The sequence below is a fragment of the Streptomyces crystallinus genome (assembly GCF_039521265.1).
Classification (GTDB): domain Bacteria; phylum Actinomycetota; class Actinomycetes; order Streptomycetales; family Streptomycetaceae; genus Streptomyces; species Streptomyces crystallinus.
In genome coordinates this window covers 1-25,783 of record NZ_BAAACA010000014.1, presented here as the reverse complement: position 1 = coordinate 25,783, position 25,783 = coordinate 1, and the positions used below count along the sequence as shown (strand labels likewise).

The 25,783-nt window shown below is 69.6% G+C and carries 28 protein-coding genes; 17 read left to right on the top strand and 11 right to left on the bottom strand.

Annotated features, from left to right (window positions below; genetic code table 11):
• Positions 1–500: 500 nt before the first annotated feature.
• Together ABD236_RS10690 and ABD236_RS10685 are read right to left on the bottom strand one after the other, a co-directional pair.
• Positions 501–1,475: an ArsR/SmtB family transcription factor gene (locus tag ABD236_RS10690; protein ID WP_344072871.1), complete on the bottom strand. Its 975-nt coding sequence runs from the start codon at positions 1,473–1,475 to the stop codon at positions 501–503.
• Between the two features lie 371 nt (positions 1,476–1,846).
• The gene (locus ABD236_RS10685) at positions 1,847–2,458 is read right to left on the bottom strand and encodes a CGNR zinc finger domain-containing protein (protein WP_344072869.1); all 612 of its coding nucleotides are present in this window, start codon (positions 2,456–2,458) and stop codon (positions 1,847–1,849) included.
• Positions 2,459–2,561: 103 nt separating this feature from the next.
• Between ABD236_RS10685 and ABD236_RS10680 the strand changes: the two genes are divergently transcribed.
• Both ABD236_RS10680 and ABD236_RS10675 read left to right on the top strand, forming a co-directional pair.
• Entirely contained in the window at positions 2,562–3,410 is an 849-nt protein-coding gene (locus tag ABD236_RS10680) for an SDR family NAD(P)-dependent oxidoreductase (RefSeq protein ID WP_344072867.1), read from the top strand.
• Positions 3,411–3,680: 270 nt separating this feature from the next.
• Positions 3,681–4,091: a RidA family protein gene (locus ABD236_RS10675; protein WP_344072865.1), complete on the top strand. Its 411-nt coding sequence runs from the start codon at positions 3,681–3,683 to the stop codon at positions 4,089–4,091.
• Between the two features lie 199 nt (positions 4,092–4,290).
• On the opposite strand, the gene ABD236_RS10670 is transcribed toward ABD236_RS10675, so the two are convergent.
• Positions 4,291–4,704 carry a VOC family protein gene (locus ABD236_RS10670; protein WP_344072863.1) on the bottom strand — a complete coding sequence of 138 codons (414 nt, stop codon included), beginning with the start codon at positions 4,702–4,704 and terminating at the stop codon, positions 4,291–4,293.
• Positions 4,705–4,803: 99 nt separating this feature from the next.
• Between ABD236_RS10670 and ABD236_RS10665 the strand changes: the two genes are divergently transcribed.
• On the top strand, positions 4,804–5,829 hold the full coding sequence (locus ABD236_RS10665) for a helix-turn-helix transcriptional regulator (protein WP_344072861.1): 1,026 nt from the start codon (positions 4,804–4,806) through the stop codon (positions 5,827–5,829).
• 31 nt (positions 5,830–5,860) lie between these two features.
• On the opposite strand, the gene ABD236_RS10660 is transcribed toward ABD236_RS10665, so the two are convergent.
• Positions 5,861–6,769, bottom strand: a complete 909-nt coding sequence (locus ABD236_RS10660; protein ID WP_344072859.1) for a LysR family transcriptional regulator — start codon at positions 6,767–6,769, stop codon at positions 5,861–5,863.
• Between the two features lie 148 nt (positions 6,770–6,917).
• Between ABD236_RS10660 and ABD236_RS10655 the strand changes: the two genes are divergently transcribed.
• Together ABD236_RS10655 and ABD236_RS10650 are read left to right on the top strand one after the other, a co-directional pair.
• Positions 6,918–7,736: an inositol monophosphatase family protein gene (locus ABD236_RS10655; protein ID WP_344072857.1), complete on the top strand. Its 819-nt coding sequence runs from the start codon at positions 6,918–6,920 to the stop codon at positions 7,734–7,736.
• 50 nt (positions 7,737–7,786) lie between these two features.
• The gene (locus ABD236_RS10650; RefSeq protein ID WP_344072855.1) at positions 7,787–8,383 is read left to right on the top strand and encodes an NADPH-dependent F420 reductase; all 597 of its coding nucleotides are present in this window, start codon (positions 7,787–7,789) and stop codon (positions 8,381–8,383) included.
• 55 nt (positions 8,384–8,438) lie between these two features.
• On the opposite strand, the gene ABD236_RS10645 is transcribed toward ABD236_RS10650, so the two are convergent.
• From ABD236_RS10645 to ABD236_RS10620, 6 genes are all read right to left on the bottom strand, one after another.
• Positions 8,439–9,308, bottom strand: a complete 870-nt coding sequence (locus tag ABD236_RS10645) for a PhzF family phenazine biosynthesis protein (RefSeq protein ID WP_344072853.1) — start codon at positions 9,306–9,308, stop codon at positions 8,439–8,441.
• Positions 9,309–9,438: 130 nt separating this feature from the next.
• Positions 9,439–9,750 (bottom strand): EthD family reductase, encoded by a 312-nt coding sequence (locus ABD236_RS10640; RefSeq protein ID WP_344072851.1) that lies wholly within the window; start codon positions 9,748–9,750, stop codon positions 9,439–9,441.
• A 183-nt stretch (positions 9,751–9,933) separates the two neighbouring features.
• Positions 9,934–10,350, bottom strand: a complete 417-nt coding sequence (locus ABD236_RS10635; RefSeq protein ID WP_344072849.1) for a MerR family transcriptional regulator — start codon at positions 10,348–10,350, stop codon at positions 9,934–9,936.
• Between the two features lie 105 nt (positions 10,351–10,455).
• Complete coding sequence (locus ABD236_RS10630; protein ID WP_344072847.1) at positions 10,456–11,121, bottom strand: Pr6Pr family membrane protein; 666 nt, start codon at positions 11,119–11,121, stop codon at positions 10,456–10,458.
• 84 nt (positions 11,122–11,205) lie between these two features.
• A complete protein-coding gene (locus ABD236_RS10625) occupies positions 11,206–11,709 on the bottom strand; it encodes a GNAT family N-acetyltransferase (protein ID WP_344072845.1) in 504 nt (167 codons plus the stop codon).
• A 158-nt stretch (positions 11,710–11,867) separates the two neighbouring features.
• The gene (locus ABD236_RS10620; protein WP_344072843.1) at positions 11,868–12,947 is read right to left on the bottom strand and encodes an amino acid ABC transporter permease; all 1,080 of its coding nucleotides are present in this window, start codon (positions 12,945–12,947) and stop codon (positions 11,868–11,870) included.
• A gap of 740 nt (positions 12,948–13,687) precedes the next feature.
• Between ABD236_RS10620 and ABD236_RS10615 the strand changes: the two genes are divergently transcribed.
• The 12 genes from ABD236_RS10615 to ABD236_RS10565 all read left to right on the top strand — a co-directional run bounded on the left by ABD236_RS10615 (position 13,688) and on the right by ABD236_RS10565 (position 25,055).
• Complete coding sequence (locus ABD236_RS10615) at positions 13,688–14,212, top strand: GNAT family N-acetyltransferase (protein WP_344072841.1); 525 nt, start codon at positions 13,688–13,690, stop codon at positions 14,210–14,212.
• Between the two features lie 44 nt (positions 14,213–14,256).
• The gene (locus tag ABD236_RS10610; RefSeq protein ID WP_344072839.1) at positions 14,257–15,162 is read left to right on the top strand and encodes an ABC transporter substrate-binding protein; all 906 of its coding nucleotides are present in this window, start codon (positions 14,257–14,259) and stop codon (positions 15,160–15,162) included.
• A gap of 21 nt (positions 15,163–15,183) precedes the next feature.
• Positions 15,184–16,218 carry an amino acid ABC transporter permease gene (locus ABD236_RS10605; protein ID WP_344072837.1) on the top strand — a complete coding sequence of 345 codons (1,035 nt, stop codon included), beginning with the start codon at positions 15,184–15,186 and terminating at the stop codon, positions 16,216–16,218.
• Positions 16,215–16,979: an amino acid ABC transporter ATP-binding protein gene (locus ABD236_RS10600; protein ID WP_344072835.1), complete on the top strand. Its 765-nt coding sequence runs from the start codon at positions 16,215–16,217 to the stop codon at positions 16,977–16,979. Before ABD236_RS10605 ends, ABD236_RS10600 begins: the two co-directional genes overlap by 4 nt.
• Before the next feature lie 35 nt (positions 16,980–17,014).
• Positions 17,015–17,998 (top strand): ABC transporter substrate-binding protein, encoded by a 984-nt coding sequence (locus tag ABD236_RS10595; protein WP_344072832.1) that lies wholly within the window; start codon positions 17,015–17,017, stop codon positions 17,996–17,998.
• 61 nt (positions 17,999–18,059) lie between these two features.
• Positions 18,060–18,191, top strand: coding sequence for a putative leader peptide (locus ABD236_RS35005; protein ID WP_425543853.1), 132 nt, complete (start codon positions 18,060–18,062; stop codon positions 18,189–18,191).
• A gap of 111 nt (positions 18,192–18,302) precedes the next feature.
• Positions 18,303–19,517 (top strand): LLM class flavin-dependent oxidoreductase, encoded by a 1,215-nt coding sequence (locus tag ABD236_RS10590; RefSeq protein ID WP_344072830.1) that lies wholly within the window; start codon positions 18,303–18,305, stop codon positions 19,515–19,517.
• 20 nt (positions 19,518–19,537) lie between these two features.
• Positions 19,538–20,911 carry an NtaA/DmoA family FMN-dependent monooxygenase gene (locus tag ABD236_RS10585; protein WP_344072828.1) on the top strand — a complete coding sequence of 458 codons (1,374 nt, stop codon included), beginning with the start codon at positions 19,538–19,540 and terminating at the stop codon, positions 20,909–20,911.
• Positions 20,908–21,999 (top strand): LLM class flavin-dependent oxidoreductase, encoded by a 1,092-nt coding sequence (locus tag ABD236_RS10580; protein WP_344072826.1) that lies wholly within the window; start codon positions 20,908–20,910, stop codon positions 21,997–21,999. Before ABD236_RS10585 ends, ABD236_RS10580 begins: the two co-directional genes overlap by 4 nt.
• The gene (locus ABD236_RS10575) at positions 21,992–23,140 is read left to right on the top strand and encodes an LLM class flavin-dependent oxidoreductase (protein ID WP_344072824.1); all 1,149 of its coding nucleotides are present in this window, start codon (positions 21,992–21,994) and stop codon (positions 23,138–23,140) included. The genes ABD236_RS10580 and ABD236_RS10575 overlap by 8 nt, the downstream gene beginning before the upstream one ends.
• 168 nt (positions 23,141–23,308) lie before the next feature.
• Positions 23,309–23,866 (top strand): NADPH-dependent FMN reductase, encoded by a 558-nt coding sequence (gene ssuE / locus ABD236_RS10570; RefSeq protein WP_344072821.1) that lies wholly within the window; start codon positions 23,309–23,311, stop codon positions 23,864–23,866.
• 52 nt (positions 23,867–23,918) lie between these two features.
• On the top strand, positions 23,919–25,055 hold the full coding sequence (locus ABD236_RS10565; protein ID WP_344072819.1) for an LLM class flavin-dependent oxidoreductase: 1,137 nt from the start codon (positions 23,919–23,921) through the stop codon (positions 25,053–25,055).
• A gap of 77 nt (positions 25,056–25,132) precedes the next feature.
• On the opposite strand, the gene ABD236_RS10560 is transcribed toward ABD236_RS10565, so the two are convergent.
• Positions 25,133–25,783 (bottom strand): ABC transporter substrate-binding protein (locus ABD236_RS10560; protein WP_344072814.1); only part of this gene is annotated, 651 nt, incomplete at its 5' end.

Below are 25,783 nucleotides of genomic sequence, written 5' to 3'. Positions count from 1 at the left end.
TTTTCGGGTCCCGAGGGGGGCACGCGCGCGCAGCCGGTTTCGGCTGGCGGCACGCGCAACGGCTAGACCACTGCGACGGGTCGCTCGCGCGAGGGAGCCGGTTTCGGCTTCGATGCACGCTGTCGTGAAGACGACAGTCTCAGGACGGCGCTTTTCGTGGCTGATACAGAACTGACCACCTAGAGAGCCGATGTCTTCTCGCCCAGCGATTCCGCGCGCATCCCGTGCCCCCTTGCCTTCGGCGATTCGGACTGCGGTGACGTTACGGGCACGCTCCCGTCAACCGTCCTAGAATCGTCCTAGTGCCAGGTCGGGAGGGTGCTGCCGAAGTGCGGGGGCCGTGGCCGTACGAGTACCGGTCCGACATCCCCGGCGGACGCACCGACGTGGAGGCGATGGTGACGGTCTCGGCGCCCCTGGATGCGACAGCGCTGATCACGTCTTTGGCTTCGCCGCTGGTTCCACAGTCGCCCGCGCCTTGCTGGGGGACAGAGTGGCGGTCATCTGGCGGAGTTGTCCTGGCCGAGTAGGGCTGCGCCGAGGGGGGTCAGGGTATGGAGGACGGCCGTGCCGGTACGGGTGGTGGTGATGAGCCCGGCGTTGCGCAGGACGGTCGTGTGCTCGCTTGCCGAAGGAAGTGAGATGCCGACGCGGTCGGCTGTCTGGGTGGTGGTGGCAGGGTGGCGCAGGCTCGCCAGGACTGCGGCACGGGTGCGTCCCAGCAGGGGGCCGAGGGTGTCGGCGGCACGCGTGGGGGGTTCGTCAGAGTGCAGGGGGTAGGTCAGTAGCCACGGTTGGCCGGGACGGCGCAGATACATCGGTTCCAGGGCGAAGTAGGACGGAACGAGGGTCAGGCCCTCTCCGTCCAGCAGCACGTCGGTGGGAGCACACGAGGAGGGGACGTGCCAGATCGGTGGTTGCCAGAACCAGCCGGGGACCAAAGTGGCCAGCAAGGCGTCGACGCCGCCTCTCAGCAGTGCCTCGGCGCGCAGCGCCCGGTCAGCGACGGCGGTGGACTGCATCCGGGGCCAGAGAGGGGCGAGGGTGGAAGCGAAGTAGCGCAGCGAGTCGTCTGCCAGGATCCTCCGGCCCTTGGAGGTGCCGTCTGCGAGCTCGCGTAACGGGGGCGTCTCGCGGGCACGGCGGTCGAGGAAGGCGATCTCGGATGCGAGCTCCGATGTGGGGGTGGAGGCGGCGAGTTCGACAGCGGCGTGCAGCTCGGGGGTGTGGGGGTGGATGAAGAAGTCGAGCAGGCCCCCTTGGCGGGGATCCAGGTGCAGCAGCACGCCGGCTCGGGGGGCCGCGCTCCGGGCGATCGTCTTGCGCCAGTGTGCCAGTCCGGGACGTGGGCGTATCGAACCGGTGCTTCCTGTGCGTAAGTAGCGCACGCTGAGGGCGGCTTCCAGCAGGGCGTTGGGGACGGGCGCGACGGTGACCTGACGGAGGTCGGCTTCGGTGAAGTGGATGTGCAGCATGTCTCCGATCGTCGGGCTGCCTGGCAATTTCGGCCACCGGCGCATGGCAATGTCGACCGAAATCCTTGAGGAGGCAGTCTCTTTCTCGGCGGTCTCTGTCAGCTGTCCGAAGACAAGCCGGGCGCCGGGCGGCTCCTCGGTCCATGCGAAGGCTGGGATGGCCGTCCCACCGCCGCCGTCCTGTCGGTGACCAGTTCAGACTCCCCGCCGACAGCCAGCCGACAAGTGGGAAGTCGCCTGGCCGCAGACGATGATGCAGCGCCCCTGCTTCCCCGCTCTCCAACGGCTCCGGCGAAGTAGCAAGCAGCCCGGAACGGGTAATGGTCCTTGCGTCTGCCCGTCGGGAGAGCCTTCCCCGCTGGAAAAGAGGCTCACGCCTCGGACGGCGCCCCACCGCCACGCTGCTGCCGCTGGCGGTGTTTCCGCATGGACACCTGGGAGCCGCAGCCAGTACTGCAGTACAGTCCTCCGCCATTGCGGGTGCGGTCGAAGAAGCCGAAATGGCATGGGGGGTTGCGGCACGCCTTGATGCGCCCCCAGTCGCTGCTCTGCGCAAACATCGTCACCGCGGCCAGTACGGTTCCGAACACGCGCGGCACCCCCGCCTGTGGCGAGGCCAGCTCTGCACCGCCTGCCGTGACCACTGTCGCAAGCGGGTAGAGCGCCCCCACACGTCGCAGGTGCCGCTCGGCGCGCAGCAGGGGTTCACCCAGGCTTTCCTCATCGCCCGAGTGTGCGAGCAGCAGAGTCACCAGGGCATCACGCAGCTCGCGCGCGACCGCGGCGTCAGCGTCGGTGACCACGGTCTCGCCGCCGAACTCGTCGCGCTCCGCCAGCCAGGCCGCGAACGAGTCCCCGTCCCCGAACAGCTCTTGGCGGCCCGATCCGTCCGCGCGCGTATTCACGAACGCGAGAACCGTCTCCGCCGTCGGCGTGACGGTGCGTGGGCTGGGTTTGCGGGATCCGGCTGCCGGAGTGCTCATCCACTCACAGTACAGCAGCGCAGGAGGAGCTACTCCAACTAGTAGGCAACTTCCCAACCGATCTCAATTGACGAGTTGCGAGCTAACGGCTTACGGTCGCAACATGACTGAGGCACTCAACCACCAGACCCACCTCCGCACATGGCTGATCACCGGCGCGACGTCCGGCATCGGCCGCGAACTGACCCTCCAGGCACTCGAGAACGGCGAAAACGTCGCGGCACTCGCCCGCGACACCTCCTCCCTGGGCGAACTGGCGCAAGAGCACGGCGACAGGCTGCTTCTCCTCCAGGCGGACGTACGTGACGAGAGATCCGTCCAAGACGCGGTGGACGGCACGCTCGCACGGTTCGGCCGTATCGACGTCGTGGCCAACAACGCGGGATACGGACTGTTCGGAGCCGTCGAGGAGGCCTCCGACGCGCAAGCCCGCGCCGTGTTCGACACCAATGTCTTCGGAGTGCTCAACGTGCTCCGGGCAACGCTGCCGGTGCTCCGCGCCCAGCGTTCCGGGCACATCCTCCAGGGCTCGTCGGTCTACGGGCAGTCCGCCCATCCCGGCGTGGGGCTGCTGGCCGCCACCAAATACGCGGTCGAGGGCCTCTCGGACGCGCTCGCGGCCGAGGCCGCACCGCTCGGCATCAAGGTGACGATCACCCAGCCCGGGATGACCGCGACCCCCTTCCTGGCCAACCTCGATGTCGCAGCAAGCCTGAGTGACTACGACCAGACCGTCCGCGAGGTTCAGAAGGGCATCGGGGAGATGCCGGCGTCCGCGTTCTCCGCCGCAGCGCGGGTCGCCGCAGGCATCCGGACCGCCGTCGACAGCCCCAACCCCCCGCTGCGCCTGGCCCTTGGCGTCTCCAGCGCGACGGGTATGCGCCCGGCTCTGGAGGCGCGGATCGCGGACCTGGACAGCTGGCAGGGTGTGACCGACGCCGTGGACAGGTAGTAGTCAGCCACGAATCCAGTCGGGACCAAGGTGGTGGGGGAGGGGCCGGCCCGGCGTGCGGGATGGGCCGGCCCCTCCTCTCTGGGAAAGGGGGCGTGCTCCGGCTGCCGTGCACCCGGGCCGTCCCCCTGTTCGCCCGCCCCTCCTCGTACGCCGGGGCGCCTGTGCTGCCACCTCGTAGAGCATCGTCCAGCAGGAAAATGTGTCGAATGCGGAGTCGGCCTCTGAGAGGGTCGTGAGGGCAACTGGAACTGCTGCGAGAGGAAGCCCGTGCCGCGTGCTGTCACATTGATTCGTTCTGACTCCCTGTCCGATGTTGCGGAGTACGCGTACGCGGCCACGGCCCCGGCCGAGTCGCGGCTGATCTTCCTGGCCGGAGCATGCCCTTTGAACGAGGATGGCTCCACCGCGGCGATCGGGGACGTCGCGGGGCAGGCGGCCAGGGCGGTGGAGAACATGCGGACCGCTCTCACGGACTCGGGCGCGTCGCTGCAGGATGTCATCAGCACCCGTGTTCTCGTTGCCTCCCACCGGCGCGAAGACCTGGTGGCGGCGTGGGAGGTGGTCCGGGATGCGTTCGGTGACCACGACGTGCCGAGCACATTGATGGGTGTCACCGTGCTCGGCTATGACAGCCAGCTCGTAGAGATCGAAGCCATCGCCGCCGTGCTCGATTCCTGAGCACAGGCGCCATTCCTCCCCGGGGACAAAACCGCCCCGCCCGGGGCACTATCCATCCCACATAGTCTCGCCCAGGCCGCCGCGATCATGCGCGAACACCGCGGTGATCTGGCGATCGGCGATCGGTAGGATCGGCAGGCGTTGGTGATTGCGTTCGTGAGCTGAGGGTGCGCGCTCGGCCGTAACGCGGTCACGTGCCTCAGCGCGAGAGGCCGTGCGTGAACTTCTCGACAGCCGCCGGGGTGACGGGGGTGAAGAAGTTGACGAGGTTGCCGTCGGGGTCGCGGAACAGCAGTGAGCGGTTGCCCCAGGGCATGGTGGTGGGCTCGTTGACGAAGTCGGTGACGAAACCGGTGAGGTTTCGGTGGACGCGATCCACGTCGTCGACGAGGAACTCGATGATCGCGCTGTGGTTGTCCGCCGGGCGCGCGGAGCCTGGTGCGAACAGCGGGACCGTGCGGGTACCGGCTATGGCGAGGGCGGCCCCGCCGGTGGTGCGCAGTTCGGCGAAGTCCTCGGTGGCCCATATCGCCGGCACCCCGGTGGCCCGCTCGTAGAACTCGACGAGGCGGCTGACGTCGCTGGTGATGATCCGGATCGAAACGAAACGCATCAGGGGCTCCCTGGCTGGTGGCTGGGTGTGTCACTTACGCCACGCAGATTAGGACGAATAGCGGACAGAATCGGTCCGGTATCCGCCTAAGCTGTGCACATGCCTCGCCCTGCCGGCCGCGTGCTGACACTCCTGGAGCTGCTGCAATCGGGCGGCACCCGCACCGCGGCCGAACTCGCCCACCGGCTCGCCGTCGAAGAGCGCACGGTGCGGCGGTACGTGGAACAGCTCATCGACCTCGACGTACCGGTGGAGTCGGTGCGTGGCCGCTACGGCGGGTACCGCCTCGCCCCCGGTCACCGCCTTCCCCCGCTCATGCTCAGCGACGACGAGGCTCTGGCCGTACTGCTCGGCCTGGTCGCCGGCCGCCGAGCGGGTCTGAACACACAGCACACGGCAAGCGAGACGGCTTCGGCGAAGATCCGGCGGGTCCTGCCCAAACACCTCGCCCGTCGGCTCGACACGCTTCTGGACGCTCTCGACTTCACGGATCAGCCTGGTGAGCCCGCGACTCCGGACACCGACATCCTGCTCACCCTCGCCGACGCGGTGCGCCACCGCCGACCGGTCTCCCTCCGCTACACCGACCGCGACGGCCGGCCCAGCCACCGCACGCTGCACGCCTACGGAATCGTCGCCCACGCGGGCCGGTGGTACGTCACGGGCGCGGACCCCCGAATCGGCCAGGACCGCACCCTCCGGCTCGACCGCATCGCCGACGCGAGGGCTTTGCCCGGCTCCTTCGACGAGCCCACGGGGCCGAGTCCGGCGCAGCGCGTGTTGTCAGGATTCGCTACCGCTGCCTACCGGTACGAGGTGACCCTGCGCATTCAGGGGAGCATCGAGCAGATCCGTGCCCACCTTCCCGCCGGCGTGGCGATCCTGGAGGAGTACGAGCCTGCGGCAGGCGAGAGCCAGGCTGGTGGGGACCCCACTGGCGAGGGCCGGGCTGGCGAGCGCTGGTTCAGCGTTGAGCTACGGGCCGAGCGGCTCGACTGGTTGCCTGCGGTGCTCGCCGCACTCGACCTCCCGTTCGTCATCGTGCGCCCGGACGAACTGCGCGACCGCGTCCTCGCACTCGCCGACCGCCTCGCGGGCTCCGCCCACCGAACCGTCACGCGGTAGGCACACCGGACGGACAGATTTGTCCGAGGCGTCACGGCGACGCCGCGCACGTGGCCAGCGCGGTTCGCGCCAGTCCGCGCAGCCAGGTGTGGGCGTGGTCGGTGTCGTAGCGCTGATGCCACGACAGGTATATCGGTGCCGGGGGCAGTTCGAGCGGGAGGGGAAGTACGACCAGGCCGAGGTCGGCGACCGCTGAGCGGGTGGTGGCTTCGGGCACGCTGATCAGGAGGTCGGTGCCGCGCGTGAACTGCAGTGCGGCCGCTTCCGTGGGCGCGGTCGCCACCACACGGCGAGTGAGGCCGAGGCTGGCGAGGGCGTCGTCAAGGGCGTTGGTGAGGTTTCCACGCCGCGAGACGGTGACGTGTTCGGCTGCGGCGTACTGCTCCACGGTGACGGCCGGGACACGGGTGAGGGGGTGTTCCCGCCTCACGACGATGACGAGAGGGCTCTCGCCCACGTTCTCGGCACGGATGTCGGGCGCGCTGGGACGGTTGGCGTTCGCCTCCAGGTCGACCTCGCCGCGTCGCAACTCGGGGGTGTCGACGCTCGATTCCGCGAGGAAGCGCAAGCGTACGCCCGGCGCCGCTGCGCGCACGGCCTCGAGCAGTGGGGGGCCGCTCGCGGCGACCAGCGAGTCGTGCCAGCGGAGTGTGAAAGTGCGCTCCAGTGATTCCAGGTCGAGTTCACGGCTCGGGGCCAGCACCCCCTGGACCTGGTGCAGCAGCTCATGCACCTGTTCGCGTACGGCGATCGCGTACGGCGTCGGGGTCATCGTGCGGCCGGTGCGGACCAGGATCTGGTCCCCGGTCGTCCGCCGAATGCGGCCCAGGCTCCGGCTCATCGCGGGGGAGGTGACGTGCAGACGCGCGGCCGCCCCGGCCACGCTTCCCTCCTCCAGCAGTGCGTCGAGGGCGGCGAGCAGGTTCAAATCCAATTGCATATGAGTAAACCTATCCGTGCTTTACATGCATTTGAAGTTAATTAGCGAGCTGGATACCTTCGAGATGCGAACGGACGACGGAACGCACGACGGAACGCACCGCTTGGCCCGATGGCCTCAACACCCCTTCTCACACAGGAGCTTCACCATGCTTGAAACACCGCAGACCACTGACGTCGCCCGCGACGACGCCGCCCTGCTCGGCGAGACGGCGAACGCCGTGCGCGCGGCCGGTTCGGCGCTGCGCGAGCGCTTCGGCGAGGTGGTCCGCTACCGGACCCGCCAGGAGCTCATGCACGCGCTCGCCGCCAACGACGACACGGCCCTCGAGATCCTGCGCCCCCGTCTCACGCGGCTGCGCCCGGATGCCGGCTGGGTGGAGGACGAACTGGACGGCGGGGCGCTGCCGCCCGGCGAATGGTGGGTCGTCGATCCGGCCGAAGGCAACGTCAACCACCTGCACGCCCTGCCGGAGTGGGCGGTCACCGCCACCCTCGTACGTGAGAACCAGCCGGTGTTCACCGCGGTCCACCTGCCCCTGACCGGCGAGACCTACACCGCGCTCACCGGCGCGGGCGCCTACCTCGACGGCCGACCGCTGCACGTCTCCCCGACCGCGGAGCTCGGCCTGAGCATCGTGGCCACCAGCCAGGCCCGGCCGGACGAGGACGAGAGAGTCGTGCGGCGCGTGGGCGACTCGATCACTGCGATGCTCTTCGATGCGCTAGTCGTCCGTACCGCCGTGCCCGCGACTCTGCACCTGCTGGACGTGGCCGCCGGACGGACCGACGCCTTCTGGCAGTTCGCGGGCGCCCGCGCGGACTTGCTGCCCGGGGCACTGCTCGTCGTCGAGGCCGGCGGGAAGCTCTCCGACGCCGAGGGCCGACCCTGGAACCCGCAGAGCGAGAGTTTCCTGGCTGCCGCGCCCGGCGTCCACGCCGAGGCCGTCGCCACGCTCTCACGCTGACCGCACACCACAACCCCCCAACCTGTACGCACGGAAGGACCAGTTCCATCATGACCACGATCGCAGTTCTCGGTAACGGCCGCGTCGGCGGCAACCTGGCCGCAGCTCTCACCCGGGCGGGGCATGAGGTGACCGTGGCGGACCGTACGCCGGGCGCTGCCGCCGCCGCTGCCAGGACAGCCCGGATCGTCATCAACGCCACCCCCGGCGAGGGCTCACTGGACCGCCTCGTCGCCTTGCGTGAGGAACTTCGCGGCAAGATCCTCGTCGACGTCTCCAACGCCACCGTCGACGGACCGGACGGACTGCCCGCCGATCTGATCTATCCCGGCTCCAGCCTTGCCGAGCAACTCCAGCAAGCGCTCCCTGACACGCGCGTCGTCAAGACTCTCAACACCATGCTCTTCCCGGTGATGACCGCGCCGGCTGCGCTCGCTCAGTCGCCCGACGTCTTTCTCTCCGGCGAGGACCCGCAGGCCAAGCAGACCGTCCGTGAGCTGCTCAACGACCTGGGCTGGCGCAACGAGTGGATCACTGATCTCGGCGGCATACGGACCGCCCGTGCCACCGAGGCCGCGATACTGTTCGTACCGCATGTGATCCGGTCGAGCGGATTCAAGCCCTTCGCGATCTCGATCGCCCGCTGACCGCACACTTGGAGCTCCTGCGGTCGGTCCAAAAGAAATACGCTCTGGCCTCGCCTCAGTGCCCGTCGCGGACCACCGCCAACCCGCCGACCCGGGTCGTGATGCCCGCCGGCCCGCGTCGGGCCGAAGCGAGCACACTGGCCGGTCGACCGAGGGTGTCGCCCTGCTCCACCTCGATCGCGACTGTCTGCGCCCCTGTGGTGTCCAGCAGGTGGGCGGCCAGGCAGCCGGTGCTGTTCGCGTTGGCGACGTCCTCGTCGACACCGATCGCCGGTGCGAACATCCTCGCCGCGCCCGGTCGGTCGCCCACCGGCGGTACGTACACGAAACACCCGAGGAGCCCGTACCGCCGGCACGCCGCTGTCAGCCTGCCGAGGTGCGGGCGGACTCGGAGCAGCGTCGCACGGTCGTGGACCGGCACCAACATGCGTGGTGCGCCGGGCGCGGCGACCCGTGGCACGTCGGCCGGATGGAAATCGTCCGCGGTGAGCCCGAGCGCGGTGACGATCGCGGCGCGCTCATCCGGTGCCGGGTGACGCAGCGCGACGAGGCCTTGGTCGAACCACACCTCGATGCCGGCTGGGCGGCGGATCGCGACGGTGTCGAATGTGCGCCCGCCGGTGTGTTGGCGGTCGTTCAGTTCGCCCAGCGCGGCGCGGGTCAACCGGACGGCCTGAGCGGCAACGGTGCCGTGGCCGCAGCCGGACAGTTCGGCGGTGGCGGTGAAGAACCGGACCGGCCGGCCACCGTCCGGCGTCCGCCCCCGGCCGAGGAACGCCGCGTGCGAGGTGCCGGCCGCAGCGGCGACCGCACGCCGGTCCGCATCCGTCGCCGCCGGGTCGTCGTCGGTGACGGCCGTGGGGCTACCGCCCCGGCCGTCGCGCCGCACGCACGCATCAACCACCGTGACATCAGGCCAGGACATCGGCCCTCCTTCGACGCTCAACGAACCGCCAACCGCGTACGGCGTCCGCCGCTGGCCGGACCTGGCCGGCACTGGTCACAACGGGGTCACAACGGCCGACCGAACGCGTCCGGAGCGTACCGGTCTGTTTCTACCCGGTGCCCTCATGCACCGGATAGTGGAGGATGACCGCACCGCCGGTGGCGTAGTTGGCGACATCGGCGGCCAGCCGCTGGCCGTACGGCGATGCCCGCGCGGCGGCCATGGCGGCGGCGTCGGCGAAGTCGCCCTCGAAGACCGCGAAATACGGCGCTTCTCCCTCGGTCGCCGCCACGTCGAAGCTGTAGCGCCACGCAAGCAGGCCGGGCCAGTTCATGACCAGCGGAAGGTGGTTGGTCACGTAGTAGTCGCGGAAGTGGTCGGGATCGGCGGGCTCGGAATACAGGACCACCAACTTATGCATGACGAACTCCGCCCAGAGATGTCGGCTGTCTGCCCCATTCATAGCGACCCCACGCGTGCATGGCGCCGACCACCCAGAGGTTTCTGGCGAACCTCGGGAGCACTCCGATCGGCGGGGCGTCCCCCGGCGTCATGCGCGCGAGTAGTTCGCCGGCCTGGTCGGTGTACGGCAGTTCCAGCAGCGCTATCCGCGACATCGGCTCTCCCGTTGAGTTCGTTTCGAAATCAGAAACGCTTTGGATGCTAGCGGTTCGAATAACGAAACACAAGGAGGGTCATGTCGGCACCGGTGGGTCAGCTCGCGGGCCTGGGTGGCGGAGATGGGCCCGGCCAGGGAGGTGCGGGTTTCCAGTAGCGCGGAGATGCGGTCGTCCAGACCCTGGAGGTGTTCTTGGAGGGTCTCCAGCTTGCATTCGGCGACCGTACCGTCCTGGCGAATGCACGGTTGCAGGTCGCGAATGACCCGGGTCGGCAGGCCGGCGTCCAGTAGCGCGCGAATGCGTCCGACGACGGCGGGGGCGCTGTCGTCGTAGCGTCGGTGTCCGCTGTCGAGACGGTAGGACTCCAGGAGTCCCTGCTCCTCGTAGTAGCGCAGGCCCATGAGAGGTCCCGTGCGGCGGACCGGGCGGAGCAGAACTCACACCGCACGACCGTCTCCGTCCCGTCCATAGGGCCCACTCCGGTCGGGCCGCCTGCGCGGCGACTCTCAGGTCGGCATCAAATCCCGGTCGCGGTCTTCGTGCTCGCTGGCGCCGGTTCCTCCCCTCTTGCAGCGCGCGTTGGCGTACAGGACAAGCAGCGACGCCATCCCCGTGAAGGCCAGCGTAATGATCACTGACCAGGTCGCCACGTGCTTGTAGCCTCCCGGCTCGCGGGGGTCGAGGAAGTCGTACGGGTACCAACCCGCGTGCGGCCCGCGCAGTAGCGAGTAGGCGAGGTAGAGCAGCGGGAAGACCAACCACCGCAGAGACTGGGTCCAGGGGATGCGGCGCAGTGGAGGCCGCAGGAGCCAGTCGGTGAGGAACACGGCCGGCATGACGCCGTGCACCACGTTGTTGGCCCAGATGATCGTGTTCGCATCGATGGTGCCGGCCAGCAGAGCCCAGTACACCACTCCGGTGATCACCAGATAGAGGGTGGCGGCGCCGCGCAACAGGTCGGGGACCGGGCGGGTGCCGCGCAACAGGGCCAGGCCGCCGACCAGCAGAACGGCGGCGCCGAGCAGGTTGGAGAGATTGGTGAAGTACGAGATCCAGTTCGCTGCGCCCTCGTCGGTGTGCGTTGCCCGGTTGAGCGAGGTGGCGAGGGCCGCGACGCCCAGCAGCGCCAGCCCTATTTTGGCCGAACCTTCCAGCTTGGTGCTTAGAGACATGACCTGGATGTTACTTGTGTGAAGATCGGCGGCACCTCTGCGCCGCCCCGGCCCGGTCCGGCGACCTACAGGGTCTCGTCCCAGTTACGCGTGGGGATGCTGCGGCAGGGCGAGCCAGTCCGACCAGGAGATCTCACGGCCGAGGAAGCGCGGCTGCTCGAACGGCCAGTCGGCGGCGATCCACTGCGGCACCAGCGCGTCGAGGCCCTGTTCGACCTTGCTGCCCACCAGATCGTCCACCACCCACCACGAGATCTCCCCGTCCGCGCCGGCCTTCTCCGGTGGGTCGATGTAGACGCAGCCGAGCAGTGCTGTCTCCGCCGCGTCGAACAGCGCGTAGTTGAAGGACTGGTGTGCGGCGATCTCCTTCTCGTGCCGCAGCAGGTCGGCCTGGTCGGCCTCGTACGTCATGGTGGCCGCGGGCCAGCCCCAGGCGGGACCGTAGATGGTCCACAGGCGCTCGCGCGAACCCATCACAGCCGGATAGTCGAGCGGGGTGTCCGCCTCCCGGATCGGCCGCAGGTGATGATCACCGCCTGGCAGCGGTACGAGGACGGGGTGGACGAAGTCATCGGGAAGCCAGCTCATGGCGCCCGACCGTAGCAGCGCCCTGCCGTCCGCTCCCGTGGATTTTTCCTCGCATGCCGGCTCGGCCGCACCCGCCTGGACGTGACCGGCCCGTCGGCACCGACGCGATCCCCGAGCGTTTCGGCGCTCTCGCCGAGCTGACGACCGCGAGGCGGGACTCATCCCGCACCCGGGCGGTTTGCCCCACGTCCGTCCCGCTCGCCGCCCAGCGCAGCCCGCGCATCGGTGGCGGTCGCCTTGTGCAGCCAGGCGCGCAAGGCGGTCAGGCGGATGCGCATCCGCTGGAGTGGCGTGCGTGGCAGCGCGCGGGCGGTGCCCCGCGCGTAGTACCGCTCAAGGTAGAACTGCGCCACGTTCAGCACGGTGGTGACCGCGAGGTACCAGAGGGTGGCGACCATCAGCAGGGGGATGACCTGGTAGGTCTGGTTGTAGATCAGCTGGACCGAGTGCAGCAGGTCGTGCACGGCCAGCACGCTGACGATGCTGGTGCCCTTGAGCGTACCGATCAGCATGTTTCCCGCGGTGGGCACGATGGACCGCATGGCCTGCGGGATGACGATGCGGCGCAGGGTGCGGTGCCTGCTCAGGCCGAGCGCCTGGGCTGCCTCGGTCTGCCCCGTTTCGACCGACAGGATGCCGCCGCGGATCACCTCGGCGGCGTACGCGGTCTCGTGCAGGGTCAGGCCGATCACTGCGGTGAGGGTGGGGCCGAGCAGGTTCACCGTTTTGACGGTGACGAACTGAGGACCGTACGGGATACCCAGGCCGAGCGTGGGATACAGCGCGCCGATGTTGAACCAGAGCAGCAGCTGCACCAGGAGCGGCGTGGAGCGGAATATCCATACATAGCCCCAACTCAGCGTGCGCAGCACCGGGTTATGGGAGAGGCGCATGACCGCCAGCACAGTGCCGAGCAGAAACCCGAGCACCATGACCGCGCCGGTGAGCCACAGGGTCAGCAGGAGCCCGTCGAGTACGGCGGCAGTGGTGAAGTACTGCCCCACCACCTCCCACTGGAAAGCCTGGTTGCGGACAACGGAGTTGAGCGCCATCGAGGCCGCGAGCAGCGCGGCGGCAGCGGCCAGCCAGCGGCCGATGTGCCGACGTGGCACGATCCGTGGCAGGTCGGGGCCGGCTGTTCCCGGTGCTGCCGCATCCTTCGCGGAAGGGCCGGGGGTGGGATAGGCGTCGGGGGCGGGATCGGCGTCGGGGGCGGTGACTTCGGAAGGCGTGAGCATCGGAGGCCTCTGCGGAGGAGGGAGTCGCTGGCGTGGGTGACCCACCCGGGGCATGCGCGGAGGTGCGCGGAGGTGCCCGGCGCGGGTGGCGCGCGGCCGTGGTGGGGCCGGGGCTCGGTGTCGTCACGGTCGCCGCGTCCCTCAACGCGGCCGGAGAGGCTGCCGCGCAGGGCGCAGCCGGATCCGCGTCGATCGTATGTGTCTGCGGTACGGATGTGTCAACAGCGCCCGGGGATCGCTGCCGTACGGTCCGGTATCCGGGCGATGCTTGACGAACAGCGGGTTGGCCTGCTCAATTGATCCCATGAACGCCCAGCAGCGCTTGGTCTCGCGTGGCCACATCGACTTCGGTCGGGTGTGGTCCGCCGCGTGTTGCGTCTGACTCGGCAGCGGGCTGTCTGATCGGCCCTTCCCTCCTTCGGTGATCCCCGACGCGGGCCGTTTTTCCCCTTGGCGCGTGCTGCCGCCCCACCGTATTTCCCGATGCCTGGCGTCGTCACGCCTGTAATGGCTCGTTCTCTGACGGTTCATACCTGCCTGTCGTGCAGGGGTTGTTCCGCCATGCCTGTGTGCTGTCTTCTCTGAAAGGCCACCCCCATGCCTGTGCGATTCCTCGGCACCGCAGCTCCCCACCAGGATGTTGAAGCGACCTCGCGCTGCGGCGCCGCCTCCGGCGAGGGGTGCGCGTGCGACGCCGAACGCGCGGTGCGCGGCACGCGGAACCGTGCGGCGGTGGAGGGATGACCTCCCTCATCCCCTCACCCTCAAGCTCGGCCGAGCAGACGGTCGTTCATGCCACGGTGGGCGACCCACGCGTGGCACCGCTGTTGCGCGAGCTCGGTGACGAGTACGCGCTGCGCTACGGCCGGAACGCCCGTGCCGAACTCGCCCGCTACCCGAACGAGCAGTTCACCGCGCCGTACGGCGGCGTCCTGTTGCTGGTCCTGGAGCGCGGTGAGCCGGTCGCGGGCGGCGCCTTCCGTCGGTACGACGACACCACGGCCGAACTGAAGCGGATCTGGACGCACTCCGCTCGGCGGCGTCGCGGTCTGGGCCGCCGCGTCGTCGCCGAACTGGAGGGCGAAGCGCGTGCCCGTCACTACCGGCGCCTCTTCCTGACCACCGGGCCGCGCCAGCCGGAGGCCCGCGGCCTGTACCTGGCCATGGGCTACACACCGCTGTTCGACACGGAGGCCGACCCCGAAACCATCGGCCCGCTGCCCTTCGAGAAACACCTCAGCACCGGAAAGGCCACCGCACTGTGAACCGTCTCAGCATCAGAACCCGTCCGCGAGGCGTCGCCTCCCTCATGCTGTTGCCGCTCCTCGTGCTGACCGCCTGCGGCTCCGGTGACAGCGACGGTACGGCCGCGGTCGGAGCCCGGGCCCCCGTCCCCAGCGGCGACCCGGTCGCCGCCGTGCGCAAGGTGGACGCCGTCGCCGCCCTGCTGCCCGCCGACGTACGCGCGGCGGGCACCCTGCGCGTCGGCAGCTCGATCGGGTTCCCGCCGGGGGCGTACTACCCCAACGGCTCGGACAAGGCGCCCGCCGGACAGGACATCGACCTGGCCGACGCGGTGGCCAAGGTCCTCGGCGTCGAACTGCACCGTCAGAATGCCGCGTTCGAGACGATCCTGCCGGCGCTGGGCAGCGGCAAGTACGACGTGGGCACCGGCAACTTCGGCGTCACCACCGCACGTCTGAAAGCCATCGACTTCGTCACCTACATCAACGACGGCCAGGGCTTCGCCGTGAAGAAGGGCAGCACCGGCCTCACGACGAAGGTCAGCGACCTCACCCAGCTGTGCGGTCTGAGCATCGGCACCGGGGCCGGCACCACGTTCGAGGCGACCCTCATCGCCCAGAAGGGCGTGTGCGCGAAGGCCGGCAAGAAACCGTACGACGTCAAGGCCTACTCGGAGAACGCCGCCAGCCTCACCGCGCTCCAGCAAGGCCGGATAGACGTGATCATGTCGACCATCAACGGTCTGCGCTACCAGGCGGCCCAGCCGGCCTCCCAGACGACTTTCCTGGGTGAGTACCACCGTCTCGACGTCGGCTTCGCCTTCAAGAAGGGCTCCCCGCTCACCAAGGCGTTCCAGGCCGCCGTGAACGAGCTGATCAAGGACGGTACGTACGCCCGGATCCTCACCAAGTGGGGCACCGCCGCCTCCGCGATCGACGCGTCGCAGATCAATCCGCCCGAGCACCAGTAACCAGTGAGCAGGAACGCCACGATGGGACTCACCACCGACTCCGCCGCGCCGCCCGGCGCCCTTCCGCCGGGCGCCGGCCCCCACTCTCCGCCCACCCCACACGACCCGGCGACGCTCACGGTCGTGCCCGCCCGGCACTACGCCCGGTGGGCGGCTGCCCTCGCCGTGAGCGTGCTGCTCGTCCAGTTCGTCCACGGCCTGGCCGCCAACCCGGTCTGGGAATGGGGCGTGTTCAGCGACTACGTCCTGTCCGAGACGATCGTCCAGGCGGTCTGGGTCACCCTCCAGCTCACCGCCTACGCCACCGTGCTGGGCTTCCTGCTGGGGACCGTCCTGGCCTTCATGCGGCTGTCGCGCAGCCCCCTGCTGCAGACCGTGGCCTGGACATACATCTGGATCTTCCGGTCCATCCCGATGATCGTCCAGCTGGTGTTCTGGTTCAACCTGAGCGCGCTGTACGAGAGGCTGGGGCTGGGCATCCCCTTCGGACCGGTGTTCTGGTCCGTCGACAGCAACAGCATCATCGGCACCCTGGGCGCGGCCGTCATCGGGCTGACGCTGCACCAGGCCGCCTATGCCGCCGAGATCGTGCGCGGCGGCGTCATCGCCGTCGACCACGGACAGCTGGAGGCCGCGGCGGCGCTCGGTATTCCGCGACTGCGGCAGATCCGCCGGATCGTCCTGCCGCAGGCCATGCGCGCCATCCTGCCCACCGCCGGCAACGAGATCATCGGTCTGCTCAAGGGGACCTCGGTGGTCTATGTGATGTCGATCGGCGAGCTGTTCTACCAGGTGCAGGTGATCTACGGCCGCAACGGCCGGGTGATCCCGCTGCTGCTGGTCGCCACCGCCTGGTACGTGGTGCTGACCTCCCTGCTGTCCATCGCCCAGTACTACGTGGAGCGCCGTTACGCCCGGGGCGCCAATCGCACCCCGCCGCCCACCCCGCTCCAGCGCGCCCGGCGCTTCGTACACCAGCTGCGCGCGGCGGCCGCCCAGCGCCACCACTCCGTCGTGGCCCTGAACCCTCTGAAGAGCCTGGGAGACAGCCGATGAGCGAGGTGATGGTCGACATCCATGGCGTCCACAAGAGTTTCGGCCCGCTGGAGGTGCTGCGCGGTGTCGACCTGACGGTCCGCGCCGGCGAGGTCACGGTGATCCTGGGGCCGTCCGGGTCCGGGAAGTCCACGCTGCTGCGCGCCATCAACCACCTGGAGAAGGTCAACCGTGGCTGGATCAGCATCGACGGGGAGCTCATCGGCTACCGCCGCGCGGGCGCCAAGCTGTACGAGCTGAAGGAGAAGGACGTCCTCAGACAGCGCACCCACATCGGGTTCGTCTTCCAGAACTTCAACCTCTTCCCGCATCTGAGCGTGCTGGAGAACCTGATCGAGGCCCCGGTCTCCGCGCTGCGCCGCCCGCGCAAGGAGGCGGTGGAGACAGCCCGGCGGCTCTTGGACCGGGTCGGGCTCGCCGACAAGGCCGACGCCTACCCGCGCCAGCTCTCCGGTGGTCAGCAGCAGCGCGTGGCCATCGCCCGCGCCCTCGCCCTGGAGCCGAAGGTGCTGCTCTTCGACGAGCCCACCTCGGCGCTCGACCCGGAACTGGTCGGTGAAGTCCTCGACGTCATCAAGGGCTTGGCCCGCACCGGAACCACCATGATCGTCGTGACTCACGAGATCGGCTTCGCCCGTGAAGTCGCCGACACCGTGGTGTTCATGGACGGCGGCGTCGTCGTGGAACAGGGCACGCCCACGGCCGTCCTGGACACTCCGCGCCACGAGCGCACCCGCGCGTTCCTCTCCAAAGTCCTCTGATCCGCCCCGCCCTCCCTCTCGCAAGGAGCACGACCGTGTCCACCTCGCTCACCCGCCGTACCACCGCAGCCGCGCTCGGCCTCGCCGCCGCCCTGGTCCTCTCCGCCTGCGGCAACCCCGATGACGGCGGTAAGGCCGAGGTCGCGGCCGCCTCGGACGCCAAGACGACGATCAACACCAGCCCCGACCAGCACCGCATCACCACCGGCAAGGTCGACTCCATAGCCGCCGAGGTCCCGGAGAAGATCCGCGAGAGAGGCACCCTGGAGATCGTCGGCTCGTCCGGTTCCACGGCGCCGCTCACCTTCTTCGCCACCGACGACAAGACCGTCATCGGCGTCGAACCCGACATCGCGCACCTCGTCGCCGACGTGCTCGGCCTCAAGGCGCACATCAACACCGTCTCCTGGGAGAACATCTTCGTCGGCCTCGACAGCGCCAAGTACGACGTGGGCATCAGCAACATCACCGTCACCGAGGAGCGCAAGGAGAAGTACGACTTCGCCTCCTACCGCGCCGACAACCTGGGCTTCGAGACGAAGGCGGGCAGCGGACTGAAGGTCGGTGGACCCGAGGACGTGGCGGGCCGGACGGTCGCCGTGGGCAGCGGCACCAACCAGGAGAAGCTGCTCATCGAGTGGAGCAAGGAGAACGAGAAGGCCGGCCGCAGGCCGGTGGACATCAAGTACTACCAGAACCCCAGCGACACCTATCTCGCGCTCCAGTCCGGCCGCATCGACCTCTATCTCGGCCCCAACCCGACCGCCGCCTACCACGCCGCCACCACCGGCAAGACCGAGGTCGTCGGCACCTACTCCGGCGCCGGCGCCACCTTGCAGGGCCTCATCGCGGCCACCACCAAGAAGGACAGCGGCCTGGTGAAGGCGCTCGCCGACGCGCTCAACCATGTCATCGAGGACGGTACGTACGCGAAGGTGCTCCAGCGCTGGGGGCTGTCCGCCGAGGCCGTGAAGAAGTCGGAGATCAACCCTCCTGGGCTGCCCAAGACCAACAAGTAGCCGTCAGGGCGCGGGAATAGACCGTGGACGCGGGCTGTTGGCACTCAAGGACAGATGCGCGATGTACTCCAGCGCACGACCAGAAGACAGGACGGAGGTGGCGGACGTGAGCTTCGTGTCGCACGCGGTGCGCCTCCACTCCCGGCCGCACATCGACCTCCAGCGCGTCGCCGGCTCTCTCTGTAGCGCCTGACCCCGTCTCCCCGCCCTCGGCCGGGGACCCTGTCCGCGCTCCCCAGCACCGTGTGCCTCGCGACTTCGCGGGCCGGTGATCTCGTACGGACCCTTCTGGAAAGGCACCCTTGTGTCCTCAACCCCCCTTTCCCCTCTGCACCTTGCCGTCGCCCTCGACGGCACCGGCTGGCATCCCGCCTCCTGGCGTGAGCAAGTCGCCCGCCCCCGCGACCTGTTCACTGCCCCGTACTGGGCCGACCTGGTGGCCGAGGCCGAGCGCGGCCTGCTCGACTTCGTCACCTTCGAGGACGGCCTCGGCTTGCAGTCCTCCCGCTTCGGTGAGCCGGACGGCCGCACCGACCAGGTCCGCGGCCGTCTGGACGCCGTCCTGATCGCCTCCCGGATCGCACCCCTCACCCGGCACATCGGCCTGGTACCGACGGTGGTGGCCACCCACACCGAGCCCTTCCACATCTCCAAGGCGATCGCCACGCTCGACTATGTGAGCAGCGGGCGCGCCGGTCTGCGCGTACAGATCTCACCCCGCCCGCACGAGGCCGCCCACTTCGGCCGCCGCACCTTCCCGCCGCTGAGCCTCACGGAGCTGAGGACCCCCGGCGGGCAGGAGCAGGTGGCCGGACTCTTCGACGAGGCCGCCGACTACGTGGAGGTGGTCCGCCGGCTGTGGGACAGCTGGGAGGACGACGCGGAGATCAGGGACGTGGCCACGGGCCGCTTCATCGACCGCGAGAAGCTGCACTACATCGACTTCCACGGCAAGTACTTCAGTGTCAAGGGCCCGTCGATCACACCCCGCCCGCCGCAGGGCCAGCCGCTCGTCACCGCACTCGCCCACCAGAGCGTGCCCTACCGGCTGGTGGCCCGTCAGGCCGACATCGGCTACACCACCCCGCACGACATCGACGAGGCCCGTGCGATCGTCGCCGAGATACGGGCCGAACAGGAGGCGGCCGGGCGCGGCGAAGAACCGCTGCATGTCTTCGGCGACGTGGTCGTCTTTCTGGACGAGGACCAGAGCGCCGCTGAGGACCGGCGGGCACGCCTGGACGCCCTCGCCGACGAGCCGTACACGAGCGACGCGTACGTCTTCGCCGGGACGCCCGCCCAACTGGCCGACCTGCTGCAGGAGTGGGCCCGAGCAGGCCTCAGCGGCTTCCGGCTGCGGCCCGCCGTCGCCGGGCACGACCTCGCGGCCATCACCCGGGGCCTGGTGCCCGAACTCCAGCGCCGTGGCGTCTTCCGCAGCGCCTACGAGGCCGACACCCTGCGCGGACTGCTGGGCCTGCCGCGCCCCGCCAGCCGATACGCCGCTGCCACCGCCTGAGCCGGAAGGACCGCACAGACATGAGCAAACCACTGAAGCAGATTCATCTGGCCGCGCATTTCCCGGGCGTCAACAACACCACCGTATGGAGCGACCCAGCGGCCGGCAGCCATATCGAGTTCAGCTCCTTCGCCCACTTCGCGCGGACCGCCGAACGCGCCAAGTTCGACTTCCTCTTCCTCGCCGAAGGCCTGCGGCTGCGCGAACAGGGCGGAAAACTCTACGACCTGGATGTCGTCGGCCGTCCCGACACCTTCACCGTCCTCGCCGCTCTCGCCGCCGTCACCGAGCACCTGGGTCTGACCGGCACCATCAACTCCACCTTCAACGAGCCCTACGAGGTGGCCCGGCAGTTCGCCAGCCTCGACCACCTCTCCGGCGGCCGCTCCGCCTGGAACGTCGTCACCTCCTGGGACGCCTTCACCGGTGAGAACTTCCGGCGCGGCGGCTTCTTGCCGCAGGCGGAGCGTTACTCCCGCGCCAGGGAGTTCCTGTCCACGGCGAACGAGCTCTTCGACTCCTGGCAGGGCGACGAGATCGTCGCCGACCAGGCGAGCGGGGTGTTCCTGCGCGACGCCAAGGCCGGTTCGTTCGTGCACGGCGGGCGGCACTTCGACATCCACGGCCAGTTCAACGTACCGCGCTCACCGCAGGGCAGGCCCGTCGTCTTCCAGGCCGGGGACTCGGAGGAGGGCCGCGAGTTCGCCGCCGCCGAGGCCGATGCCATCTTCAGCCGGTACGGCACGCTGGAGGCGGGCCGGGCCTTCTACACCGACGTGAAGTCCCGTCTGGCCAAGTACGGCCGCCGCCCCGGCGACCTGCTGATCCTGCCGGCCGCGACCTTCGCCCTGGCCGACACCGACGCCGAGGCCGAGGAGCTCGCCCGCGAGGTGCGCCGCCGACAGGTCAGCGGGGCGACCGCCCTCAAACACCTGGAGTTCGTCTGGAACCGGGACCTGTCCGCCTACGACCCCGACGGGCCGCTTCCCGACATCGAGCCGGACGTCAGCGACAACCACATCTCCCAGGGCCGCGCCCAGGTCCGTATGTACCGTGACCCGCTGGCCACCGCCCGCGAGTGGCGGGAGCTGGCCGCCGCCAACGGCTGGTCCATCCGCGACCTGGTCATCCACACCGGCAACCGGCAGAACTTCGTCGGCGCCCCCGCCACCGTCGCCAAGGCCATCAACGACCTCGTCCAGGCCGACGCCAGCGACGGCTTCATCCTCGTCCCGCACATCACGCCGAGCGGCCTCGACGGCTTCGCCGACAAGGTCGTCCCGCTGCTCCAGGAGCAGGGAGTGTTCCGTACCGAGTACGAGGGCACGACCCTGCGCGACCACCTCGGCCTCGCCCACCCCGACCAGGCGCGCACCGAGCGGGTGGCGTCATGAAATTCCTCGCCATCACCCTCATCACACACCGCCCGGACCCGGTGACCGGGGTGCTCAAGCCGACTCACGACCGCTTCCGCGAGGTCCTCGACAGCGCGCTGCTCGCCGAGGAGCTGGGCTTCGACGGCTTCGGCGTGGGGGAGCGGCACGAGCGGCCGTTCATCTCCTCCTCGCCGCCCGTGGTCCTCAGCCACATCGCCGCCCTGACCAGGCGTATCCGGCTGTTCACCGCCGTCACCACCCTGAGCCTCCTCGACCCCGTACGCGCCTACGAGGACTACGCCACCCTCGACCACCTCTCCGACGGCCGGCTCGATCTGATCATCGGCAAGGGCAACGGCACCGCTCAGCGCGACCTGTTCCACGTCACGCCCGAGGACCAGTGGGAGCGCAACGCCGAGAGCTACGAGGTGTTCCGGCAGATCTGGCGGCAGGACAAGGTCACCGCGGCGACATCCTTCCGGCCCGCGCTGACGGACGCGGAGGTGTGGCCGCGGCCGTACCAGCAGCCGATCCGGGTCTGGCACGGCAGCGCCACCAGCAAGGAGTCGGTCGATCTGGCCGCCCGCTACGGCGACCCGCTGTTCTCGGCGAATGTCACCAACCCCATCGAGCCATACGCCGAGCTGATCCGCTACTACCGCGAGCGCTGGGAGCACTACGGCCACGATCCGGCACGGATCACGGTCGGCGCAGGCACCGCCGGTGTCCATGTGGCCCCCACCTCCCAGCAGGCGCTGGCCACCTACCGGCCGGTCTTCGAAGCCAACCTGGCCTTCTTCCGGCAGTCGGGCCTGCCCGTGGTCTTCGAGACCCTGGAGGACTTCGTCGCACGCAGCTCCGCCCTGATCGGCAGCCCCCAGCAGGTCATCGAAAAGGTCCACCGCTACCACGAGCAGTTCGGGCACAGCGTGCTCCATGTGCAGGCCGACGCGGCAGGGCTGCCGGAGGCCCGGCACCGCGCCTCCCTGGAGCTGTTCCAGTCCGCGGTCGCACCCGTTCTGCGCCAAGAGATCCCGGACCCCCCGTTCGTCTGGGGGCCCGTTCTTCCGCCGTCACCGCTCACCCAGGAGCCCGCCCGTGTCTGACATCGCTCTCGGCGTCCTCGACCTGGTGCCGGTCTCGTCCGGCTCGACGCCGGCCGACGCCCTGCGCAACTCCATCGACCTCGCGCGGCAGGCCGAGCGCTTTGGGTACGCCCGCTACTGGTTCGCCGAGCACCACCTCAATCCCGGCGTGGCCGGCACGTCGCCCGCCGTCGTCCTGGGGCTGACCGCGTCCGCCACCTCCACCATCCGGCTGGGATCCGGGGCCCTCCAGCTCGGCCACCGCACGGCGCTGTCCACCGTGGAGGAGTTCGGGCTGCTCGACGCGCTGCACCCGGGCCGCTTCGATCTGGGTCTGGGCCGCTCGGGTGGCCGCCCGCCGGCAGAGCCGACCGCCGCATCGGAGCCCGTGACCCCCGTCGTCGACGGTCGCACCCCGAACGGCCTGGTGATCCCGCCCCGCTTCTCCTTCCGGCATCTGCTCGGCTCACCCCGCGTCGCGCTACAGCGCAAGCTGCTCCTGCTGCCGGGCGCCGAGGCGCAGGACTACGCCGAGCAGATCGACGACATCCTTGCCCTGCTGGCCGGCACCTACCGCTCCGCGGAGGGCGTCGAGGCACACGTCGTGCCGGGGGAGGGGGCGGACGTGGAGGTGTGGATCCTGGGCAGCAGCGGCGGGGAGAGCGCGGCGGTCGCGGGCCGCAACGGTCTGCGGTTCGCGGCCAACTACCACGTCAGCCCGGCCACGGTGCTGGAGGCCGTGGAGGGCTACCGGTCCTTCTTCCAGCCCTCCGACTTCCTCGACAAGCCGTACGTCAGCGTGTCGGCGGACGTCGTCGTCGCCGAGGACGAGACCACCGCCCGTGAGCTCGCCGCCGGCTACGGCCTGTGGGTGCGCAGCATCCGGACCGCCGAGGGCGCCATCCCCTTCCCGACGCCACGCGAAGCGCGCGCCCACGTGTGGAGCGACGAGGATCGCGCCCTCGTCCAGGACCGCCTCGACACCCAGTTCGTCGGGTCGCCGGGCCAGGTGGCCGACCGGCTGGAACAACTGCAGGAGGCTACCGGCGCCGACGAACTGCTCCTCACCACGATCACCCACGACCACACGGACCGGGTCCGCTCCTACGAACTGCTCGCGCGCGAATGGCGCCGCCGCGGGCACTCCCTGCCCGTGAGCTGACGCACGGGAGTACCCCCTGGCCGCCGGGCCGCGCCCCTGCGCTGCGACCCGCCTCCGTCACCGCGTCGACAGTGGGCCGCCGACCGGCTGCCGCCAGCCGGGCCTCGGCCCGGCCCCACCCACCCGATCGCGGCCCGCGCACGTAACGACAATCCGAAAGGGCCCCCCATGGCCACTGTCCTGTCTGTCTCCGGAAGCCCCTCCGCCACCTCCCGCACCGCCCGACTGCTGCGTCACCTGGACGAACGGCTCGTCGCACACGGCCACCAGGTGATCCCGTTGGATGTCCGTACGCTGCCCGCCGAGGCGCTGCTCGGCGCTGACTTTCGCCACCCGGGCATCGTCCGGGCGATCTCGCTGTTCGAGCAGGCGGACGGGGTAGTGATCGGTACCCCGGTGTACAAGGCCGCCTACTCGGGACTGCTGAAGTCACTGCTCGACCTGTTGCCGCAGCGCGCCCTGGAGGGCAAGACGGTCCTCCCACTGGCCACCGGAGGCACCGTCGCCCACGTCCTGGCCATCGACTACGCCTTGCGCCCGGTCCTCGCCTCCATGGGGCCCGCGCACATCACACCGGGCTGGTTCACCCTCGACAAGGACATCAGGGTGGGCGAGGACGGCGCGCTCACCGTCGAGCCGGGCTCGGCTGAGGCGCTGGCCCAGGTCACCGACCAGTTCTCGGCCGCGCTGGGCGGCCGTATCTCACTGCTGGCGGCCGCCGGATGAGCCGCCCGACTGCGGGCGGACACCGACGAACAACCCCGAGGGGAGTCTGCGCGTGTCCCTGACCTTCCACTGGTTCCTGCCGACCAACGGGGACAGCCGCCATATCGTCGGCGGAGGCCACGGTGCCCTCTTCTCGGCGGCCGGGCGCGAGCGGCCGCCGACAGTCGCCTACTTGAGCCAGATCGCCCGCGCCGCCGAGGGCCTGGGCTTCGTCGGCGTACTCACGCCGACCGGGGCGTGGTGCGAGGACGCGTGGCTGACCACGGCGATGGTCAGCCAGCACACCGAACACCTGAAGTTCCTCGTCGCCTTCCGGCCCGGCTTCGTCTCGCCGACGCTCGCCGCGCAGATGGCCTCCACGTTCCAGCGGCAGAGCGGCGGACGGCTGCTGCTGAACGTCGTCACCGGCGGCGAGAGCCACGAGCCGCGCGCCTACGGCGACTTTCTCGACAAGGACGCCCGCTATCGCCGCACGGGTGAGTTCCTGGAGATCGTACGAGGGCTGTGGCAGGGCAAGACGGTCGACCTGCGCGGCGAGCACCTCCATGTCGAGGACGCGAGACTTACCAAGGTGCCCGATCCGGTCCCCGAGGTGTACTTCGGTGGCTCCTCGGCGATCGCGGGGGAAGTGGCGGCCCGACATGTGGACGTGTATCTCACCTGGGGGGAACCGCCCGCCGCCGTCGCGGAGAAGATCGCCTGGATACGGGCGCTGGCGCAGAAGGCGGGCCGCAGGGTGCGCTTCGGCATCCGGTTGCACGTCATCAGCCGCGACACCTCCGAGCAGGCCTGGGCCGAGGCGAACCGGCTCCTGGACGGCGTCGACCCGAAGGCGGTCGAGGTCGTCCAGGCAGGGCTGGCCCGCAGTGAGTCCGAGGGGCAGCAGCGGATGCTCGCGCTGCACGGCGGCCGCCGTGACCGGCTGGAGATCCACCCCAACCTGTGGGCGGGCATCGGCCTGGTGCGCGGCGGCGCGGGGACGGCGCTCGTCGGCAGTCACACCGAGGTGGCCGAGCGGATCAAGGAGTATGCCGGACTGGGCATCGAGGAGTTCGTGCTCTCCGGCTACCCGCATCTGGAGGAGGCCTACTGGTTCGGCGAGGGCGTCCTGCCGAGGCTTGAGAGGCAGGGCCTGTGGCAGTACCCGTACGGACAGCAGGGCACTGCCACCTCGGCTCGGACGCGCTGAACGTGCCGCGGCCGGAGGCTCATGAGCTCCTCCGGCGCGACGTCGATCGAGTCGGCGCGCTGCGCCGCTGTTCGGTGCTATCCGACGCCGAAGCCGGCGTCGGCGACCGGGGGCCTGCCGTTGGCCTTGAGGACCTTGTTGAGCGGGGCCAGGTCGTAGATGCCCTTCAGGTCGGGCTTCTTGAGGAGTCCGGCCTTGACGGCGTGGTCGGCTTCGAGGCCGAGGGTGGCGGCGAGTGGGTCGTTGGTGGTCTTGATCGACTGCCATGCGGGGTCGAGGACGTTGGCGGGCAGGGCCTTGCCGCTGAGCGTCTTGAGGGCGGCGTTGGCGGAGGCCTTGGCCTTGTCGGGGTTGGCCTTGATCCAGTCGTTGGTCTTGACCGAGCCGCGCAGGACGGCTTCGACGACGTCGGGGTGTGCCTTGAGGAACTTCTGCGACACGATGATGTTCGTGATCACGAATTCCTTGTCGGCCCACAGGTCGGCTTCGTCGAGGAGGACTTTGGCGCCCTGGGAGACCAGCTTGGAGGCGGTGGGTTCGGGGACCCAGGCGCCGTCGATGGAGCCGGACTTGTAGGCGTCGGGGGTGATCTTGTTGTCGGTGCGGACGACGGAGACGTCGCCCTTGCCGCTCTGGGCGTCGACCTTCCAGCCCTTTTCGGTGATCCAGTTGAGGAAGGCCACGTCCTGGGTGTTGCCGAGCTGGGGGGTGGCGATCTTCTTGCCCTT

What these genes read in the sequence shown, in the direction of transcription:
- ABD236_RS10690 (WP_344072871.1), bottom strand. Translation starts at nt 1,475, where the DNA reads ATGCTGCACATCCACTTCACCGAAGCCGACCTCCGTCAGGTCACCGTC.
- ABD236_RS10685 (WP_344072869.1), bottom strand. Translation starts at nt 2,458, where the DNA reads ATGAGCACTCCGGCAGCCGGATCCCGCAAACCCAGCCCACGCACCGTC.
- ABD236_RS10680 (WP_344072867.1), top strand. Translation starts at nt 2,562, where the DNA reads ATGACTGAGGCACTCAACCACCAGACCCACCTCCGCACATGGCTGATC.
- ABD236_RS10670 (WP_344072863.1), bottom strand. Translation starts at nt 4,704, where the DNA reads ATGCGTTTCGTTTCGATCCGGATCATCACCAGCGACGTCAGCCGCCTC.
- ABD236_RS10665 (WP_344072861.1), top strand. Translation starts at nt 4,804, where the DNA reads ATGCCTCGCCCTGCCGGCCGCGTGCTGACACTCCTGGAGCTGCTGCAA.
- ABD236_RS10660 (WP_344072859.1), bottom strand. Translation starts at nt 6,769, where the DNA reads ATGCAATTGGATTTGAACCTGCTCGCCGCCCTCGACGCACTGCTGGAG.
- ABD236_RS10655 (WP_344072857.1), top strand. Translation starts at nt 6,918, where the DNA reads ATGCTTGAAACACCGCAGACCACTGACGTCGCCCGCGACGACGCCGCC.
- ABD236_RS10650 (WP_344072855.1), top strand. Translation starts at nt 7,787, where the DNA reads ATGACCACGATCGCAGTTCTCGGTAACGGCCGCGTCGGCGGCAACCTG.
- ABD236_RS10645 (WP_344072853.1), bottom strand. Translation starts at nt 9,308, where the DNA reads ATGTCCTGGCCTGATGTCACGGTGGTTGATGCGTGCGTGCGGCGCGAC.
- ABD236_RS10640 (WP_344072851.1), bottom strand. Translation starts at nt 9,750, where the DNA reads ATGCATAAGTTGGTGGTCCTGTATTCCGAGCCCGCCGATCCCGACCAC.
- ABD236_RS10635 (WP_344072849.1), bottom strand. Translation starts at nt 10,350, where the DNA reads ATGGGCCTGCGCTACTACGAGGAGCAGGGACTCCTGGAGTCCTACCGT.
- ABD236_RS10630 (WP_344072847.1), bottom strand. Translation starts at nt 11,121, where the DNA reads ATGTCTCTAAGCACCAAGCTGGAAGGTTCGGCCAAAATAGGGCTGGCG.
- ABD236_RS10625 (WP_344072845.1), bottom strand. Translation starts at nt 11,709, where the DNA reads ATGAGCTGGCTTCCCGATGACTTCGTCCACCCCGTCCTCGTACCGCTG.
- ABD236_RS10620 (WP_344072843.1), bottom strand. Translation starts at nt 12,947, where the DNA reads ATGCTCACGCCTTCCGAAGTCACCGCCCCCGACGCCGATCCCGCCCCC.
- ABD236_RS10615 (WP_344072841.1), top strand. Translation starts at nt 13,688, where the DNA reads ATGACCTCCCTCATCCCCTCACCCTCAAGCTCGGCCGAGCAGACGGTC.
- ABD236_RS10610 (WP_344072839.1), top strand. Translation starts at nt 14,257, where the DNA reads ATGCTGTTGCCGCTCCTCGTGCTGACCGCCTGCGGCTCCGGTGACAGC.
- ABD236_RS10605 (WP_344072837.1), top strand. Translation starts at nt 15,184, where the DNA reads ATGGGACTCACCACCGACTCCGCCGCGCCGCCCGGCGCCCTTCCGCCG.
- ABD236_RS10600 (WP_344072835.1), top strand. Translation starts at nt 16,215, where the DNA reads ATGAGCGAGGTGATGGTCGACATCCATGGCGTCCACAAGAGTTTCGGC.
- ABD236_RS35005 (WP_425543853.1), top strand. Translation starts at nt 18,060, where the DNA reads ATGTACTCCAGCGCACGACCAGAAGACAGGACGGAGGTGGCGGACGTG.
- ABD236_RS10585 (WP_344072828.1), top strand. Translation starts at nt 19,538, where the DNA reads ATGAGCAAACCACTGAAGCAGATTCATCTGGCCGCGCATTTCCCGGGC.
- ABD236_RS10580 (WP_344072826.1), top strand. Translation starts at nt 20,908, where the DNA reads ATGAAATTCCTCGCCATCACCCTCATCACACACCGCCCGGACCCGGTG.
- ssuE (WP_344072821.1), top strand. Translation starts at nt 23,309, where the DNA reads ATGGCCACTGTCCTGTCTGTCTCCGGAAGCCCCTCCGCCACCTCCCGC.